Here is a 17,139-nt window from a genome sequence, read left to right as displayed (position 1 = left end):
GCAATTTGATGGCTTCCACTATGATGCGCATTCTGTCACGGACTGATTCTTACAAAGAGAAGATGCTGGCTCGTTCAGCACATAGTCTTGCCCTGTTCAGGTCATGTATTTATACGTGGTTTGTAGTGAACAGGTGAATTCGTTAATGATGAGGTTTGTGAATGCCCCGCAGCACCTGGTTCAGTGCATTACTGTTGTTCGTCGCCCTTTGGGTTCCCGTAAGTCAGGCAGATACCGGTTGGCAGCCTTTAGCTGAAACCATCCGTAAAAGCGATAAAGACACCCGTCAGTATCAGGCCGTGCGCCTTGATAACGGCATGGTTGTGCTGCTGGTATCCGATCCTCAGGCCGTGAAATCCCTTTCTGCACTGGTAGTCCCCGTGGGCTCGCTGGAAGATCCGGACGATCATCAGGGGCTGGCGCACTATCTCGAACACATGTGTCTGATGGGCTCGAAAAAATACCCACAGCCGGACAGCCTGGCTGAATTCCTGAAAATGCACGGCGGTAGCCACAATGCCAGTACTGCGCCTTATCGTACGGCCTTCTATCTTGAAGTCGAAAACGACGCGCTGGTGGGGGCGGTGGATCGCCTGGCGGATGCTATTGCCGATCCATTGCTGGATAAAAAATATGCCGACCGCGAGCGTAACGCGGTTAACTCCGAGCTGACGCTGGCGCGTACCCGAGACGGGATGCGTATGGCGCAGGTTAGCGCTGAGACGATCAACCCGGCGCACCCTGGCTCGCGTTTCTCTGGCGGGAATCTCGAGACATTAAGCGATAAACCGGGCAACCCGGTGGTGCAGGCATTACAAAAATTTCATGAAAAGTACTACTCTGCTAACCTGATGAAGGCGGTGATTTATAGCAATAAACCGCTGCCAGAGCTGGCGCGGATAGCGGCTGACACCTTTGGGCGCGTACCGAACAGGAATATCGCAAAGCCTGAAATTACCGTACCGGTCGTCACTGATGCGCAAAAGGGCATCATCATCCACTATGTTCCGGCAATGCCGCGTAAAGTATTGCGCGTCGAGTTTCGTATCGATAACAACAGCGCGCAGTTCCGCAGTAAAACCGATGAACTGGTGACCTACCTGATTGGCAATCGTAGCCCGGGCACGTTGTCTGACTGGCTGCAAAAGCAGGGCCTGGTTGAGGGTATTCGCGCGGACTCCGATCCGGTGGTCAACGGGAACAGCGGCGTATTAGCCATTTCCGCGACGTTAACCGACAAGGGGCTGGCGAACCGCGATGAAGTTGTCGCGGCAATCTTTAGCTACCTCAATTTGTTACGCGAGAAAGGTGTCGATAAACGCTATTTTGACGAGCTGGCGCACGTGCTGGATCTCGATTTCCGTTATCCCTCCATCACCCGTGATATGGACTACGTGGAATGGCTGGCTGATACTATGATCCGCGTTCCCGTCGAGCATACGCTGGATGCGGTGAATATTGCTGACCAGTACGATGCGAAAGCCGTTGAGCAACGTCTGGCAATGATGACGCCGCAGAATGCGCGTATCTGGTATATCAGCGCGAAAGAGCCGCATAATAAAACCGCTTATTTTGTCGATGCGCCTTACCAGGTGGATAAAATCAGCGACAAAACCTTTGACGACTGGCAGCAAAAAGCGCAGGGCATTGCGCTGTCGTTACCGGAGTTGAACCCCTACATTCCGGATGATTTCACGCTGATTAAGACGGATAAAAAATACGCTCATCCTGAGCTGATCGTTGATGAGCCGGATTTACGTGTGGTGTATGCCCCGAGCCAGTATTTTGCCAGCGAGCCAAAGGCTGACGTCAGCGTGATCCTGCGTAATCCGAAAGCCATGGACAGCGCCCGCAACCAGGTCTTATTCGCACTTAACGATTACCTGGCAGGGATTGCGCTCGATCAGTTAAGTAACCAGGCATCGGTAGGTGGAATTGGTTTCTCTACCAACGCTAACAATGGGTTGATGCTTAACGCCAACGGCTACACCCAACGTTTGCCGCAGCTTTTTCAGGCGCTGTTGAGCGGCTATTTCAGCTACACCTCAACGGACGAACAGCTGGAACAGGCGAAATCCTGGTATGCCCAGATGATGGATTCCGCAGAAAAGGGTAAAGCTTACGATCAGGCTATTATGCCGGTGCAGATGCTTTCTCAGGTGCCGTACTTCTCCCGCGACGAGCGCCGTAAACTGCTGCCTTCCATCACCCTGAAAGAGGTGATGACCTACCGCGACGCCTTAAAAACCGGTGCGCGACCTGAATTCCTGGTCATTGGCAATATGAGCGAAGCTCAGACGACGAGCATGGCGCGGGATATCCAAAAACAGCTAGGTGCGAACGGGTCACAGTGGTGTCGCAACAAAGATGTGGTTGTGGACAAGAAGCAGTCCGTCATCTTTGAAAAAGCAGGCAGCAGCACGGATTCAGCGCTGGCCGCGGTATTTGTGCCAACCGGATACGATGAATACGCCAGTTCAGCCTACAGCGCTATGTTAGGTCAGATTGTTCAGCCGTGGTTCTACAATCAGCTGCGTACTGAAGAACAGTTAGGCTACGCCGTATTTGCTTTCCCGATGAGCGTTGGCCGTCAGTGGGGAATGGGGTTCCTGCTGCAAAGCAGTGATAAGCAGCCGTCTTACCTCTGGGAGCGTTATAAAGCGTTCTTCCCGACGGCGGAAGCGAAGCTGCGGGCGATGAAACCTGAAGAGTTTGCGCAAATTCAGCAGGCGATTATTGCGCAAATGCTGCAGGCGCCGCAAACGCTGGGGGCAGAAGCCTCACAGTTAAGCAAAGATTTTGATCGCGGCAATATGCGCTTCGATTCACGTGATAAAATAGTGGCTCAGATTAAACTGCTGACGCCGCAAAAACTTGCCGACTTCTTCCATCAGGCGGTGGTTGAGCCGCAAGGCATGGCGATATTGTCACAGGTTTCCGGCAGTCAGAATGGGAAAGCAGAATATGTGCACCCGGAAGGCTGGAAAGTGTGGCAGACCGTCAGCGCGTTGCAGCAAACCTTACCCCTGATGAGTGATAAGAATGAATGATGCCGCTGAGTCCCTTGATCCACTGCGCTTGCCCCTGACGGGCGAGCGTCTGATTGAAGCCTCTGCGGGCACCGGTAAAACCTTTACCATCGCCGCCCTGTATTTACGTTTACTGCTTGGATTGGGCGGCTCTGCCGCCTTTCCTCGTCCTCTGACCGTCGAAGAACTGCTGGTGGTCACCTTCACCGAGGCGGCTACCGAAGAGTTGCGCGGTCGAATTCGTAGCAATATTCATGAACTGCGAATTGCCTGCCTGCGTGAAACCACCGACAACCCGCTATATGCCCGTTTTTTAGATGAAATTGCCGATACAAAACAGGCCGCGCAGTGGCTGCTATTGGCTGAAAGACAGATGGATGAAGCTGCGGTGTTTACCATCCACGGCTTTTGTCAGCGTATGCTCAGTCTCAACGCCTTTGAGTCAGGCATGCTGTTCGAACAGCAGCTGATAGAAGATGAATCGCTGCTGCGCTATCAGGCTTGCGCGGACTTCTGGCGTCGGCACTGCTACCCGCTGCCCCGCGACATTGCGCAGGTGGTTTTTGAAACGTGGAAAGGACCGCAAGCGCTGTTGAGAGATATCGATCGCTATCTGCAGGGGGAAGCGCCGGTTATCAAGGCGCCACCGTCTGATGACGAAACGCTGGCCTCCCGGCATGAACAAATTCTCGCACGCATTAACCAGATCAAGCAGCAATGGCGTGATTCTGTTGATGAGCTGGATGGCCTGATGGAAGCCTCCGGAATTGACCGGCGTAAATTTAATCGCGGTAATCAGGGCAAGTGGATCGAAAAGATCAGCGCGTGGGCGCAGGAAGAAACACAAAGTTACCAGCTTCCTGACGCGCTGGAGAAATTCTCACAGCGTTTTCTGGAAGAGCGCACCAAAGCGGGTGGGATAACCCCTCAGCACCCGCTGTTTGTCGCTATTGATGAACTGCTTAGCGAACCGTTAACTCTCCGCGATCTGGTGATCACCCGGGCGCTGGCGGAGATCCGCTCGGCAGTTGCCGAGGAAAAACGTCGCCGCGGCGAGCTGGGTTTTGACGATATGCTCAGCCGTCTGGATGCGGCGTTGCGCAGTGAAAGCGGCGATGCGCTGGCGACGGCTATTCGTACTCGTTTTCCAGTCGCCATGATCGATGAATTCCAGGATACCGATCCACAGCAGTACCGTATTTTTCGTCGGATCTGGCAGCATCAGCCGGATACCGCACTGCTGCTAATTGGTGATCCGAAACAGGCAATTTACGCGTTTCGCGGCGCGGATATCTTCACCTATATGAAGGCGCGCAGCGAAGTCAGCGCACACTATACGCTCGATACCAACTGGCGTTCGGCCCCCGGCATGGTCAATAGCGTGAATACGCTTTTCAGCCAGATGGACGACGCCTTTATGTTCCGCGAAATCCCTTTCAGCCCGGTAAAATCCGCAGAAAAAAACCAGGGGTTACGGTTTGTTTTACGCGGCGAAACGCAGCCCGCTATGAGTATGTGGCTGATGGAAGGAGAAAGTTGCGGCGTAGGCGATTATCAGAGCTACATGGCGCAGGTGTGCGCCACGCAAATTCGCGACTGGCTTAAGGCCGGGCATTCTGGCGCAGCGCAACTGGTAAGTGGCAAAGCATCCAGCCCGGTACGCGCGTCGGACATTAGCGTATTGGTTCGTAGCCGCCAGGAGGCGGCGCTGGTCCGTGATGCACTGACGCAACTGGCCATTCCCTCTGTCTACCTCTCCAACCGTGACAGCGTATTTGAAACGCTGGAAGCACAGGAGTTGCTGTGGGTACTGCAGGCGGTGATGACGCCGGAGCGTGAGAACACGCTGCGTAGCGCGCTGGCAACGTCAATGATGGGGCTGAATGCGCAGGATCTTGAAGCGTTAAATAACGACGAAAATGCCTGGGATGCGGTGGTCGAAGAGTTCGATGGCTATCGTCAGATCTGGCATAAACGCGGCGTGATGCCGATGCTGCGTGCGCTGATGACAGCTCGCCAGATTGCGGAGAACCTGCTGGCGACGGCGGGAGGCGAACGTCGACTGACCGACATTTTACATATCAGCGAACTGTTGCAGGAAGCGGGCTCGCAGCTGGAAAGCGAGCATGCGCTGGTGCGCTGGTTGTCCCAGCATATTCTTGAACCCGACAGCAACGCGTCAAGCCAGCAGCTCAGGCTGGAAAGCGACAAGCATCTGGTCAAAATCGTCACCATCCATAAATCGAAAGGGCTGGAATATCCGCTGGTCTGGCTGCCGTTTATCACCAATTTCCGCGTTCAGGATCAGGCTTTCTATCACGATCGCAGCTCTTTTGAAGCGGTGCTGGATCTCAGCGATGCCGAGGAGAGCGTTGAGCTAGCCGAAGCAGAGCGTCTGGCGGAAGACCTGCGTTTGCTGTATGTCGCGCTAACCCGTTCGGTATGGCATTGCAGCCTTGGCGTTGCGCCGTTGGTACGACGTCGGGGCGATAAAAAAGGGGATACCGATGTGCATCAGAGCGCCCTTGGTCGCCTGTTGCAAAAAGGCGAGCCGATGGATGCCGTGGGTCTGCGTAGCGCGATTGAAGCGCTTTGCAGCAACGATATTGCTTGCCAGACTCCCGCGCAGCCTGACGGTGAACCCTGGCAGGTTGCGCAGGCTGTTAGCAGCGAACTGAGTGCAAAAATACTGCAGCGTAAGCCCGGTGATAGCTGGCGCGTGACCAGTTATTCCGGTCTGCAACAGCGTGGACAGGGTATCGCGCAGGATCTGATCCCACGACTGGATATCGATGCCGCAGGCGTCGGTGAGGTTATTGAAGAATCAGGACTTACACCGCATCAGTTCCCGCGCGGCGCTTCGCCAGGTACGTTCTTGCATAGCCTGTTTGAAGATCTCGATTTTACGCAACCGGTGGATCCGCATTGGGTCGAGGAGCAACTGGCGTTGGGCGGTTATGACGCACACTGGACGCCGGTTTTGACCGAATGGCTGGACGCCATTTTGCAGGCGCCTCTCAACGAGACGGGCGTGAGTTTGAGCCAGCTATCCGCGCGTGAAAAACAGGTGGAGATGGAGTTTTATCTGCCGATTTCGCAGCCGTTAATGGCCAACCAGCTTGATGCGTTAATTCGCCAATACGATCCGCTCTCGGCGGGGTGCCCTGCGTTGGACTTTATGCAGGTTCGCGGCATGCTGAAAGGCTTTATTGACCTGGTATTCCGCCACCAGGGGCGTTATTACCTGCTCGATTACAAATCGAACTGGCTGGGCGAAGACAGCTCTGCCTATACGCAGCAGGCGATGGCCTCTGCCATGCAGGCGCATCGCTACGACCTTCAATACCAACTTTATACCCTCGCGCTGCATCGCTACTTACGCCATCGCATTGCTGATTACGATTATGAACGCCATTTTGGCGGCGTTATCTATCTCTTCCTGCGCGGCGTTGACAGTGAAAATCCGCAGCAGGGAATTTACGCGACCCGACCTGACGGAGAGTTGATTGCATTGATGGACGAGATGTTTGCCGGTGCGGTGCAGGAGACGATGTTATGACAATCCAGAAACGATTTCTGGAGGCTGTTGAGCAAAAACAGCTCCGGCCTCTGGATGCTCAGTTCGCGCTGGCGGTTGCCGGAAGTGACAACCCAGCTGTTGCGCTGGCTGCGGCGTTGCTCAGCTGTGAAGCGGGAGAAGGGCACGTCTGCTTACCGCTTTCACGGTTATCTCTGAGCGAGGACGCGCATCCTCTGTTAAGCGCCTGGCTCGCTGAAACGGGCGAGCCTGAAGACTGGGCGGAATGTCTGTTGGCTTCCAGTGCGGTAAGTCGTGGCGAGCAACCTACGCCGCTGGTGCTGTACGGCGATCGCCTGTATCTGAACCGGATGTGGCATAACGAACGTACGGTAGCTCGCTTTTTTAGTGAAGTGAACCACGCCATTGAAGTGGATGAACAACGGCTGACCCACACGCTGGCATCGCTGTTCCCATCCTCTGAGGGGGTTAACTGGCAAAAAGTGGCCGCTGCTGTCGCGCTGACCCGCCGGATATCGGTGATCTCCGGCGGACCGGGGACGGGAAAAACGACAACGGTCGCAAGGCTGCTGGCGGCGTTGATTCAAATGGCAGACGGTGAGCGCTGTCGTATTCGACTGGCGGCGCCAACGGGAAAAGCGGCTGCGCGCCTGACCTCCTCACTAGGAGCGGCGCTACGAGAACTACCGCTAACCGATGAGCAAAAGAAACGCATCCCCGATGACGCCAGTACGCTGCATCGATTATTAGGCGCTCAGCCTGGCAGTCAGCGCCTGCGTCATCATGCGGGAAACCCGCTGCATTTGGATGTGCTGGTGGTGGATGAAGCCTCGATGATCGATTTGCCGATGATGTCGCGCCTTATCGATGCGCTGCCGCCGCACGGACGGGTGATTTTTCTGGGCGATCGCGACCAGCTCGCTTCCGTCGAAGCGGGGGCGGTGCTGGGGGATATCTGTGCTTTCGTCGGTGACGGGTTTACCCCGGAACGCGCCCGCCAGCTCAGTCGCCTGACCGGAAGCGCTATTCCGGCAGGTACGGGAACTCAGGCTGCTGCTCTGCGCGACAGTCTGTGCCTGCTGCAAAAGAGCTACCGTTTCGGCAGCGATTCCGGAATCGGTCAGTTGGCCGCTGCGATTAATTGCGGCGATAAATCTGCGATAAAAACGATTTTCCAGCAGGGATTTAGCGACATCGAAAAACGCACTCTACACAGCAGCGAGGATTACGCCGCGATGCTGGATGAGGCGCTGGCGGGTTATGGGCATTACCTGGATTTGCTGCGCGAGGGCGCAGAGCCGGGAGCTGTCATTCAGGCCTTCAATGAGTATCAACTGCTATGCGCCCTGCGGGAAGGTCCGTTTGGCGTTAGTGGTTTGAATGAACGCATTGAGCAGGTGATGGCGCAAAAACGTAAAATACATCGTTCGACGCATAGCCGCTGGTATGAGGGAAGGCCGGTGATGATCGCGCGCAATGACAGTTCGCTGGGATTATTTAACGGTGATATCGGCATTGCCCTCGACCGTGGACAGGGCCTGAGGGTGTGGTTTGCGTTGCCGGATGGTTCTATCAAATCGGTGCAGCCCAGCCGCTTGCCTGAACATGAAACCACCTGGGCGATGACGGTGCACAAATCGCAGGGATCTGAGTTTGACCACGCGGCGTTGATTTTACCCAGCCAGCATTCACCCGTGGTTACCCGCGAGCTGGTCTATACCGCCGTTACCCGCGCGCGTCGCCGCTTGTCGCTGTATGCCGATGAGCGGATATTGAGCCGCGCCATTACCACCCGCACTGAACGTCGCAGCGGACTGTCAGCATTATTTAATGACGGCATGATGTAGATGTAGGCCGGATAAGCGTCAGCGCCATCCGGCCTAAAAAAATGTGCCAGCGATGTAGGCCGGATAAGGCTGTTATGCCGCATCCGGCAACCACTCCTATGCCAAATCCGCCATTAGCACTTTTGACCGCCGCTGATAGTTGTACATCTCTTTCTTGCTTTCCGGCAGCAGGTCGATATCCACCGGCGTGAAGCCGCGCTCCTGGAACCAGTGGATGCTGCGTGTGGTTAACACAAACAGCTTGCTCAACCCCATTTGCCGGGCCTGCGCGGCGATTCGTTCCAGCAACACTTCCCCGCGTGACGAGCTACGGTAGTCCGGATGCACTGCCACGCACGCCATTTCGCCAATTCTCTCTTCCGGGAAAGGGTACAGAGCGGCACAGGCGATGGTCAGGTTATCACGCTGAATAATCGTGAATTTGTCGATCTCCATTTCCAACTGCTCGCGCGAGCGGCGAACCAGAATACCTTGTTGCTCCAGCGGGCGGATAAGCTCCAGAATCCCGCCGATATCGTTAATGGTAGCGCGACGGATCTGCTCGGCGCTTTCCATCACGATCTGCGTACCGATCCCGTCGCGGGAGAACAGTTCCTGCAGCAATGCACCATCTTCCTGATAGCTGATCAGATGGCAGCGGCGTACGCCACTGCGACAGGCCTTCACTGCCCCACGCAGGAAGCGCACCGTGCCGGAGCTGTAATCGCCTTTCTCTTCCTGCAACTCAACGCGAGCCTGAGCTTCGTTAGGAAACAGCTCGGAAATAATATCGCCGTCATCGTTGGTGACACCCTGAGAGGAGCAAAAGCCGATCATTTTCTCGGCCTTCAGTTTGATAGCCAACTGCGTGGCGACCTCTTCTGACGTCAGGTTAAAGCTCTCACCGGTGACGGAAACGGCAACCGGGCCCATCAGCACAATTGCGCCACTGTCTAACTGGCGGTGAATGGCATCTTCATCAATACGACGAATACGCCCGCTATGGCAGTAATCTACGCCGTCATCAACGCCCAGCGGCTGAGAGATAATAAAATTACCGCTGACCACATTGATGTGAGCACCCTGCAATGGCGTATTATTCAGGCTCATCGACAGGCGGGCGGTAATATCAAGCTGAAGTAAACCCGCAGCCTGTTTGACCAGCTCCAGCGTTTTAGCGTCGGTAACGCGTGTATTTTTGTGGTACACCGGCTCATGATGATGCGCCGCAAGATTGGCATCAATCTGCGGTCGTGCGCCATAGACCACGACCAGGCGGATGCCGAGGCTATGAAGAAGACCAATGTCATTGACGATACTGGAAAAATTTTCATGCTCGATGGCTTCGCCGCCCAGCATAATGACAAACGTTTTTCCCCGATGGGTATTGATATAGGGAACAGAATGGCGGAATCCCTGTACCAGTTCGGTTCTACGCTCCTTCACCACGGCACACCCTCATTGCATGATTATTCGTAATTTGTGTATTTTTATTCTGTTTTTGCGCTGTGCGCAAGCGTAATTTTTACCCATGCCGAAGATTTTTCTCAGTAATGCCGTGAATATAAAAAGAATGTTTACCCTTTTATAGATGACAGATTATGCGTCATTCGCTAAAGTTTCCGGTCAATTCGGACGTTTTACGTATTACCTCTAAAAAAGATTTCTTTGCTCGGGAGAAGCATGTCGGGATCCAATTCAGCAATCAGTCGCCGCCGTTTATTGAAAGGTGCGGGTGCTATGTGGCTTTTGAGCGTCAGCCAGGTGGGTCTGGCGGCCGTGAGTCAGGTCGTTGCCGTCCGTATCTGGCCTGCGTCCAGCTACACTCGCGTCACGGTAGAATCTAACCGTCTGCTGAAATACAAACAGTTTGCCCTGAGTAATCCTGAGCGTGTGGTTGTGGATATTGAAGACGTTAATTTGAACTCGGTGCTCAAGGGCATTGGGACGCAGATTCGTCCTGACGATCCGTATATTAAGTCTGCGCGCGTTGGCCAGTTTGATCCAAAGACCGTGCGGATGGTGTTCGAGCTGAAACAGAATGTGAAGCCGCAACTTTTCGCGCTGGCTCCGGTGGCAGGCTTTAAAGAACGTCTGGTGATGGATCTCTATCCCGCGAATGCCCAGGACGTTCAGGACCCGCTGCTGGCATTGCTGGAAGATTACAACAAGGGCGATCTGGATAAACAGGTGCCACCTGCACAAAGTGGCCCACAGCCGGGTAAAGCGGGGCGCGATCGTCCCATTGTCATTATGCTGGATCCGGGCCACGGCGGAGAAGACTCCGGTGCGGTGGGGAAATACAAGACGCGTGAAAAGGATGTGGTGCTGCAGATTGCCCGCCGCCTGCGAGCCCTCATAGAGAAAGAGGGCAACATGAAGGTCTTTATGACACGAAATGAAGATATCTTCATTCCGCTTAAAGTCCGCGTGGCGAAAGCGCAGAAGCAGCGTGCTGACCTGTTTGTCTCTATTCACGCCGATGCCTTTACCAGTCGACAACCCAGCGGTTCGTCGGTGTTTGCGCTCTCGACCAAAGGCGCGACAAGTACCGCCGCGAAATATCTGGCGCAGACCCAGAACGCCTCGGATCTCATTGGTGGCGTCAGTAAGAGCGGTGACCGCTACGTCGACCACACCATGTTCGATATGGTGCAGTCGCTGACCATCGCCGACAGCCTGAAGTTTGGTAAAGCGGTATTGAACAAGCTTGGCAAAATCAACAATCTGCACAAGAATCAGGTTGAACAGGCCGGGTTTGCGGTACTAAAAGCGCCAGATATCCCGTCTATTCTGGTCGAAACGGCATTTATCAGTAACGTTGAGGAAGAGCGTAAACTCAAAACGGCGACCTTCCAGCAGGAAGTTGCAGAGTCGATTCTGGCAGGGATTAAAGCCTACTTTGCCGATGGGGCGACGCTGGCGAGAAGGGGATAACAAAAAAGCGCTGAAAAGCGCTTTTTTTATGGGCAACAGAAACAAAAAAACACCCGTTAAGGTGTTTAATGTGTTGGTTGCGGGGGCCGGATTTGAACCGACGACCTTCGGGTTATGAGCCCGACGAGCTACCAGGCTGCTCCACCCCGCGTCCGTGGATGCGCACTATACTCTGCTCGCATTTTCATGCAACCCTTTTTTCACCTTGATCACGTTTTTAGGGTGAAAATGAACAAAAACAACGCATTCTGGATTATTTTTTGCTCAAAATTTGCGTTCGGGTATGTATACGCATTTCATTAGGTTCGGGGGTTTGTTATCTTCGTCTCGCATTCAGGCAACATAAGACGAGAACAATGAAAGGACGTTGGGCAAAATATCTTCTGGCGGGAGCTGTAGTCGCGATGCTCGCCGCGTGTTCCTCAAAACCCACCGATCGTGGGCAGCAGTATAAAGACGGGAAATTTACCCAGCCTTTCTCACTGGTGAACCAGCCTGATGCGGTTGGCGCGCCAATCAATGCCGGTGATTTCGCCGAGCAGGTTAATCAAATTCGCAGCGCTTCGCCACGTTTGTACGGCAACCAGAGCAACGTCTACAACGCTATCCAGCAATGGTTACGTGCGGGCGGTGATACGCGCAGTATGCGCCAGTTTGGTATTGATGCCTGGCAAATGGAAGGGGCGGACAACTACGGTAACGTCCAGTTTACCGGTTACTACACACCGGTTATCCAGGCGCGCCATACGCGCCAGGGCGAGTTTCAGTATCCTATCTATCGCATGCCGCCAAAACGTGGGCGCTTACCCTCTCGTGCCGAGATCTACGCGGGCGCGCTAAGCGACAATTATATTCTGGCATACAGCAACTCCCTGATGGATAACTTCATTATGGATGTTCAGGGCAGTGGCTACATCGATTTTGGCGATGGCAGCCCGCTCAACTTCTTTAGCTATGCCGGGAAAAATGGCCACGCCTATCGCAGTATCGGTAAAGTGCTTATCGACCGTGGCGAAGTGAAAAAAGAAGATATGTCGATGCAGGCTATTCGCCACTGGGGTGAGACGCACAGCGAAGCCGAAGTGCGTGAGCTGCTGGAGCAGAACCCATCGTTTGTCTTCTTTAAACCGCAATCTTTTGCTCCGGTGAAAGGGGCCAGCGCGGTGCCGCTGATTGGCCGCGCGTCCGTAGCTTCTGACCGTAGTATCATTCCTGCGGGCACAACGTTACTGGCGGAAGTCCCGTTACTGGACAATAACGGCAAGTTTACCGGCCAGTACGAACTGCGCCTGATGGTGGCGTTAGATGTGGGTGGGGCTATTAAAGGGCAACACTTCGACATCTATCAGGGTATTGGCGCTGACGCCGGACACCGTGCCGGGTGGTATAATCACTACGGTCGCGTATGGGTACTAAAAACAGCGCCGGGTGCGGGTAACGTGTTCAGCGGTTAATTGCCGGATGGTGCTTCGCTTATCAAGCCTACATTATTGAGTAGGCCTGATAAGGCGTAGCCGACATCAGGTAGTCAGACTGCTCGGTATTAATGAATTTGAGGTTCTATGTCTGTGGTTATTAGCGATGCCTGGCGCCAACGTTTTGGTGGTACGGCACGTCTGTATGGCGAAAATGCGTTGCAGCTGTTTGCCCAATCGCACGTTTGCGTGGTTGGGATTGGCGGAGTAGGGTCATGGGCGGCGGAAGCGCTGGCGCGAACCGGTATTGGCGCTATCACACTCATTGATATGGATGATGTGTGCGTCACCAATACAAACCGCCAGATCCATGCGCTGCGTGATAACGTCGGTCTGGCAAAAGCTGAAGTGATGGCGGAGCGTATCCGACAAATTAACCCGGAGTGCCGGGTGAACGTGGTCGATGATTTTGTTACGCCAGATAACGTTGCTGAATATATGAATGCAGGATTTTCGTACGTCATCGATGCGATTGATAGCGTGCGCCCAAAAGCGGCACTGATCGCGTACTGTCGGCGTAACAAAATTCCGCTGGTGACCACCGGTGGTGCGGGCGGACAGATCGATCCTACGCAGATTCAGGTCGTTGATTTGGCAAAAACCATCCAGGATCCGCTGGCGGCCAAGCTGCGTGAGCGGCTGAAAAGCGATTTTGGCGTGGTGAAAAACAGCAAAGGCAAGCTGGGCGTGGACTGCGTGTTCTCGACCGAAGCGCTGGTTTACCCGCAGGCGGATGGCTCGGTATGTGCTATGAAAGCGACGGCGGAAGGGCCGAAGCGTATGGATTGCGCGTCCGGGTTTGGCGCGGCTACCATGGTGACAGCCACCTTTGGCTTTGTTGCTGTCTCCCATGCGCTGAAGAAGATGATGGCGAAGGCCGCGCGTCAGGCCTGATTGTGTCGGATGGCGCTATGCTTATCCGACCTACGGTTCGTGCAGTGTTGTAGGCCGGATAAGACGTATCTGCGTCGTCATCCGACTTTCTGGGCCGCCTCGAGAATCGCCTCGTTTAGAGCATGCAGCCCCTGGCTACGCGAGGCGCTGAGCTGCGCGCGTAAACCCAGTTCGTCAAATAACGCCATCGGCGAACGCGCCAGTAACTCGGCTGCGGTTTTACCTTCGACCGCCGTGAGTAATACCGCCAACAGCCCGCGTACTATTCGACCTTCGCTGTCGCCGAAGAAATGCAGAGTGCCATTCTCATGAAGAGTATGCCCCAGCCAGACGCGGTTTTCGCAGCCCGAAATTTCTTTGGCCTGCGCCTTTAGCGTATCCGGAAGCGCCGGCAACTGCTTACCCAGCAGAATCAGCTGGCGATATTTATCTTCCCACTGAGTAAGCGGGATAAAGGTATTGCGTAACGTCTCTTCGGTTACGGTTGTGCCAAACGGGTGTCCGGCGAACAGAGGGCTTGTCATTAATCCACCAATATTTCCAGCGCGCGGTCGACGGCTGCGACCAACGCATCCACATCGCTTTGGGTATTATAAGGGGCAAATGAGGCGCGTAGTGTTCCGGATACGCCAAGTTCCGCCAGCAGAGGCTGTGCACAGTGTTGCCCCGCGCGCAGCGCAATGCCATATTCGGCCAGCAGAGTGACCATATCGCTGTGATGAACACCCGCGAAATCAAAGGCTAACAGACTGGAGTCCTGGCAGCGGAAGGAACGAAAGCCAGGGCGTTTCGCCAGGGCATCTTCTGCCAGCGTCGCCAGACCCCGGCTCCAGTTTTCGGCCTGTGCAACGTCGACGTCCGCCAGCCATTCGAGCGCCGCGCTTAGCCCGATAACGCCTGCAACGTTAGGCGTACCGGCTTCCAGCTTCCATGGTGCGGGCTGAGTGGTGAAACCGTCAAAACTGACTTCGCTAATCATCTTACCGCCCCCAAGCCAGGGAGACATGGCTTCCAGCAGTTCCGGCTTACCGTACAGCACGCCAATACCGGTGGGGCCATATAGCTTGTGGCCTGAAAACGCATAGAAATCAATATCCAACTGCTGTACATCGGCAGGGTAATGCACAATTCCCTGGGCACCATCAACCATCACCACCATGCCAGCCGCATGGGCGAGCGTAATGGCGCGGGCCAGATCCGGGCAGCCACCAGTGACGTTCGACATTTGCCCGAGCGCCAGAATGCGGCTGCGCGGGGTAATGAGCTGCGTGAGGCGCTCAACGTCTGGCAATAAATGGGGGTTGAGTGGGAGTTTGACGACCTTAGCCCCCGTTTGCTCCGCGACCATCAGCCAGGGAACGAGGTTGGCGTGATGTTCCGCTGCGCTAACGATAATCTCATCACCCGGTTGAAGGCGTGGACGCGCATAGCTTTGGGCAACCATGTTGATCGCTTCCGTTGTGCCGCGGGTCCAGACGATGGTTTTGTCATCCGACGCATTAATCAGGTGTGCGACTTTTTCCCGCGCGGCTTCATAGCGAGCGGTCAGGCGCTGGGCTTCAGCAAACTGGCTGCGATGGACGTTCCCGGCACTCAGGCTATAAAACTGATGGGTTGCCTCAATGACCGCCTGCGGCTTCAGCGCCGTAGCAGCGCTGTCGAGATAAACGCCAGCATCGTTGAGTGCGGGAAATTGTGCGCGAAACTGCGCGGGGTTAAAAGCGTTCATGGTATTCCTCAGTTCAGTAAACCGATCGTGGCGCAAAAAGGGCATTGATACAAGGGTTGTGCTAACCATCGGAATACTCTGGATATCCTGGCAAAGCCCGTTCAGTGTCTTATGCTAAATAGCGTTAGGCGAACAATTTTGCCTGTTACGGAGTATGTTTTTAATAGCATAAATCGCTTTAAGGAGAAGAAGATGAAAAAGACTGCCGCCATAATTTCTGCCTGTATGCTGACTTTTGCCCTGAGCGCCTGTTCTGGTTCGAATTACGTGATGCACACCAATGATGGCCGATCAATCGTAGCTGATGGTAAACCACAGACCGATAATGAGACGGGGATGATTTCGTATAAAGACGCTAACGGCAACAAACAGCAGATTAACCGTACTGACGTGAAAGAGATGGTAGAACTGGAGCAATAATAGCAGGTCGGCCATCGACGAAACGTGGTCAAAAAAAAGCACCGCAATTTGGCGGTGCTACATTAATCACTATGGACAGACAGGGTAAATGTACAGGAAGTGAAAAAGGGTAGCTTTGCTACCATGGTCTGAATCGCAGACCAATTGCAAACACAACAACACAACATCACAACCGTAAGCCAAAAGCCCACCAGAACACGCATTCCGATAAAACTTTTCGTTCCGGCTTCAGGAAGTGCCGCCACTATAGGTATTTGCTGGTAGAACCTCAACGGACAATTTATAATGGCTCAGATAAAAAAAACTAATAGGTTACAGCCTGTTAGCTAATTGTTAAATTCATTTAACATCAAAGCCTAAAAGTCATGTCAAAACGATTACCACCCTTAAATGCGTTACGTGTTTTTGATGCTGCAGCGCGTCATTTAAGCTTTACTCGCGCAGCAGAAGAGCTTTTTGTGACGCAGGCCGCAGTAAGTCACCAAATCAAGTCACTTGAGGATTTTTTGGGGCTAAAACTGTTTCGTCGACGCAATCGATCTTTGCTGTTAACGGAAGAAGGTCAAAGCTACTTTCTCGACATTAAAGAGATTTTTTCGCAATTAACCGACGCGACGCGTAAACTTCAGGCACGCAGTGCAAAAGGTGCGCTTACCGTGAGTTTATTGCCCAGTTTTGCGATCCAATGGCTGGTGCCCAGACTCTCTAGCTTTAACTCAGCTTATCCGGGAATCGATGTCAGGATCCAGGCGGTGGACCGTCAGGAAGACAAACTGGCTGATGATGTTGATGTGGCGATTTTCTACGGACGTGGCAACTGGCCGGGTCTGCGCGTGGAAAAATTGTACGCAGAATATTTATTGCCGGTCTGCTCTCCGCTGTTGCTTACCGGTGATAAACCGCTAAAGACACCGGACGACCTGGCAAAACACACTTTATTGCATGATGCGTCGCGACGAGACTGGCAAGCCTATACGCGCCAGCTTGGCCTGAATCATATCAACGTACAGCAAGGACCTATCTTCAGCCATAGCGCCATGGTGCTACAGGCTGCAATCCATGGACAGGGGATCGCGCTGGCTAACAACGTCATGGCGCAGTCCGAAATTGAAGCCGGACGTCTGGTCTGTCCGTTTAACGATGTTCTGGTCAGCAAAAACGCATTTTATCTGGTTTGTCATGACAGTCAGGCAGAACTGGGTAAAATAGCCGCCTTCCGTCAGTGGATTCTGGCGAAAGCGGCCACGGAACAAGAAAAATTCCGCTTTCGTTATGAACAATAATTTACGTA

The 17,139-nt window shown here is 54.0% G+C and carries 11 protein-coding genes and 1 tRNA gene; 8 read left to right on the top strand and 4 right to left on the bottom strand.

Annotated features, from left to right (window positions below; genetic code table 11):
* The first annotated feature begins 161 nt into the window (after nt 1-161).
* The 3 genes from ptrA to recD are packed head-to-tail and all read left to right on the top strand — an operon-like array spanning nt 162 to nt 8,414.
* On the top strand, nt 162-3,050 hold the full coding sequence (ptrA, locus tag OGX89_RS15960; RefSeq protein WP_126956645.1) for a pitrilysin: 2,889 nt from the start codon (nt 162-164) through the stop codon (nt 3,048-3,050).
* Nucleotides 3,043-6,588, top strand: coding sequence for an exodeoxyribonuclease V subunit beta (gene recB, locus OGX89_RS15955; protein WP_126956647.1), 3,546 nt, complete (start codon nt 3,043-3,045; stop codon nt 6,586-6,588). The genes ptrA and recB overlap by 8 nt, the downstream gene beginning before the upstream one ends.
* Nucleotides 6,585-8,414, top strand: coding sequence for an exodeoxyribonuclease V subunit alpha (recD, locus tag OGX89_RS15950; RefSeq protein ID WP_126956649.1), 1,830 nt, complete (start codon nt 6,585-6,587; stop codon nt 8,412-8,414). The genes recB and recD overlap by 4 nt, the downstream gene beginning before the upstream one ends.
* Nucleotides 8,415-8,510: 96 nt before the next feature.
* On the opposite strand, the gene argA is transcribed toward recD, so the two are convergent.
* On the bottom strand, nt 8,511-9,842 hold the full coding sequence (gene argA / locus OGX89_RS15945; protein ID WP_003034012.1) for an amino-acid N-acetyltransferase: 1,332 nt from the start codon (nt 9,840-9,842) through the stop codon (nt 8,511-8,513).
* Nucleotides 9,843-10,076: 234 nt separating this feature from the next.
* Between argA and amiC the strand changes: the two genes are divergently transcribed.
* On the top strand, nt 10,077-11,330 hold the full coding sequence (gene amiC / locus OGX89_RS15940) for an N-acetylmuramoyl-L-alanine amidase AmiC (protein ID WP_003034016.1): 1,254 nt from the start codon (nt 10,077-10,079) through the stop codon (nt 11,328-11,330).
* Between the two features lie 74 nt (nt 11,331-11,404).
* Here the strand turns inward: amiC and OGX89_RS15935 are convergent.
* A tRNA-Met gene (locus tag OGX89_RS15935) sits at nt 11,405-11,481 on the bottom strand.
* Nucleotides 11,482-11,686: 205 nt separating this feature from the next.
* On the opposite strand from OGX89_RS15935, the gene mltA reads away from it, so the two are divergent.
* Nucleotides 11,687-12,784 (top strand): murein transglycosylase A, encoded by a 1,098-nt coding sequence (gene mltA / locus OGX89_RS15930; protein ID WP_115454812.1) that lies wholly within the window; start codon nt 11,687-11,689, stop codon nt 12,782-12,784.
* Nucleotides 12,785-12,892: 108 nt separating this feature from the next.
* Nucleotides 12,893-13,699, top strand: a complete 807-nt coding sequence (gene tcdA, locus OGX89_RS15925; RefSeq protein ID WP_003825630.1) for a tRNA cyclic N6-threonylcarbamoyladenosine(37) synthase TcdA — start codon at nt 12,893-12,895, stop codon at nt 13,697-13,699.
* A gap of 77 nt (nt 13,700-13,776) precedes the next feature.
* Here the strand turns inward: tcdA and csdE are convergent, their stop codons facing one another.
* Together csdE and csdA are read right to left on the bottom strand one after the other, a co-directional pair.
* Nucleotides 13,777-14,223 carry a cysteine desulfurase sulfur acceptor subunit CsdE gene (gene csdE / locus OGX89_RS15920; RefSeq protein ID WP_126956651.1) on the bottom strand — a complete coding sequence of 149 codons (447 nt, stop codon included), beginning with the start codon at nt 14,221-14,223 and terminating at the stop codon, nt 13,777-13,779.
* On the bottom strand, nt 14,223-15,428 hold the full coding sequence (csdA, locus tag OGX89_RS15915; RefSeq protein ID WP_126956653.1) for a cysteine desulfurase CsdA: 1,206 nt from the start codon (nt 15,426-15,428) through the stop codon (nt 14,223-14,225). Before csdA ends, csdE begins: the two co-directional genes overlap by 1 nt.
* Nucleotides 15,429-15,620: 192 nt before the next feature.
* On the opposite strand from csdA, the gene OGX89_RS15910 reads away from it, so the two are divergent.
* Together OGX89_RS15910 and gcvA are read left to right on the top strand one after the other, a co-directional pair.
* Complete coding sequence (locus tag OGX89_RS15910) at nt 15,621-15,848, top strand: YgdI/YgdR family lipoprotein (RefSeq protein WP_003825635.1); 228 nt, start codon at nt 15,621-15,623, stop codon at nt 15,846-15,848.
* Nucleotides 15,849-16,213: 365 nt separating this feature from the next.
* Nucleotides 16,214-17,131 (top strand): glycine cleavage system transcriptional regulator GcvA, encoded by a 918-nt coding sequence (gene gcvA / locus OGX89_RS15905; protein ID WP_003034035.1) that lies wholly within the window; start codon nt 16,214-16,216, stop codon nt 17,129-17,131.
* Nucleotides 17,132-17,139: the final 8 nt, after the last annotated feature.

This window comes from Citrobacter sp. Cpo103, assembly GCF_030332605.1.
Taxonomy (GTDB): Bacteria; Pseudomonadota; Gammaproteobacteria; order Enterobacterales; family Enterobacteriaceae; genus Citrobacter; species Citrobacter portucalensis.
This window is presented reverse-complemented; position numbering and strand designations above follow the sequence as displayed.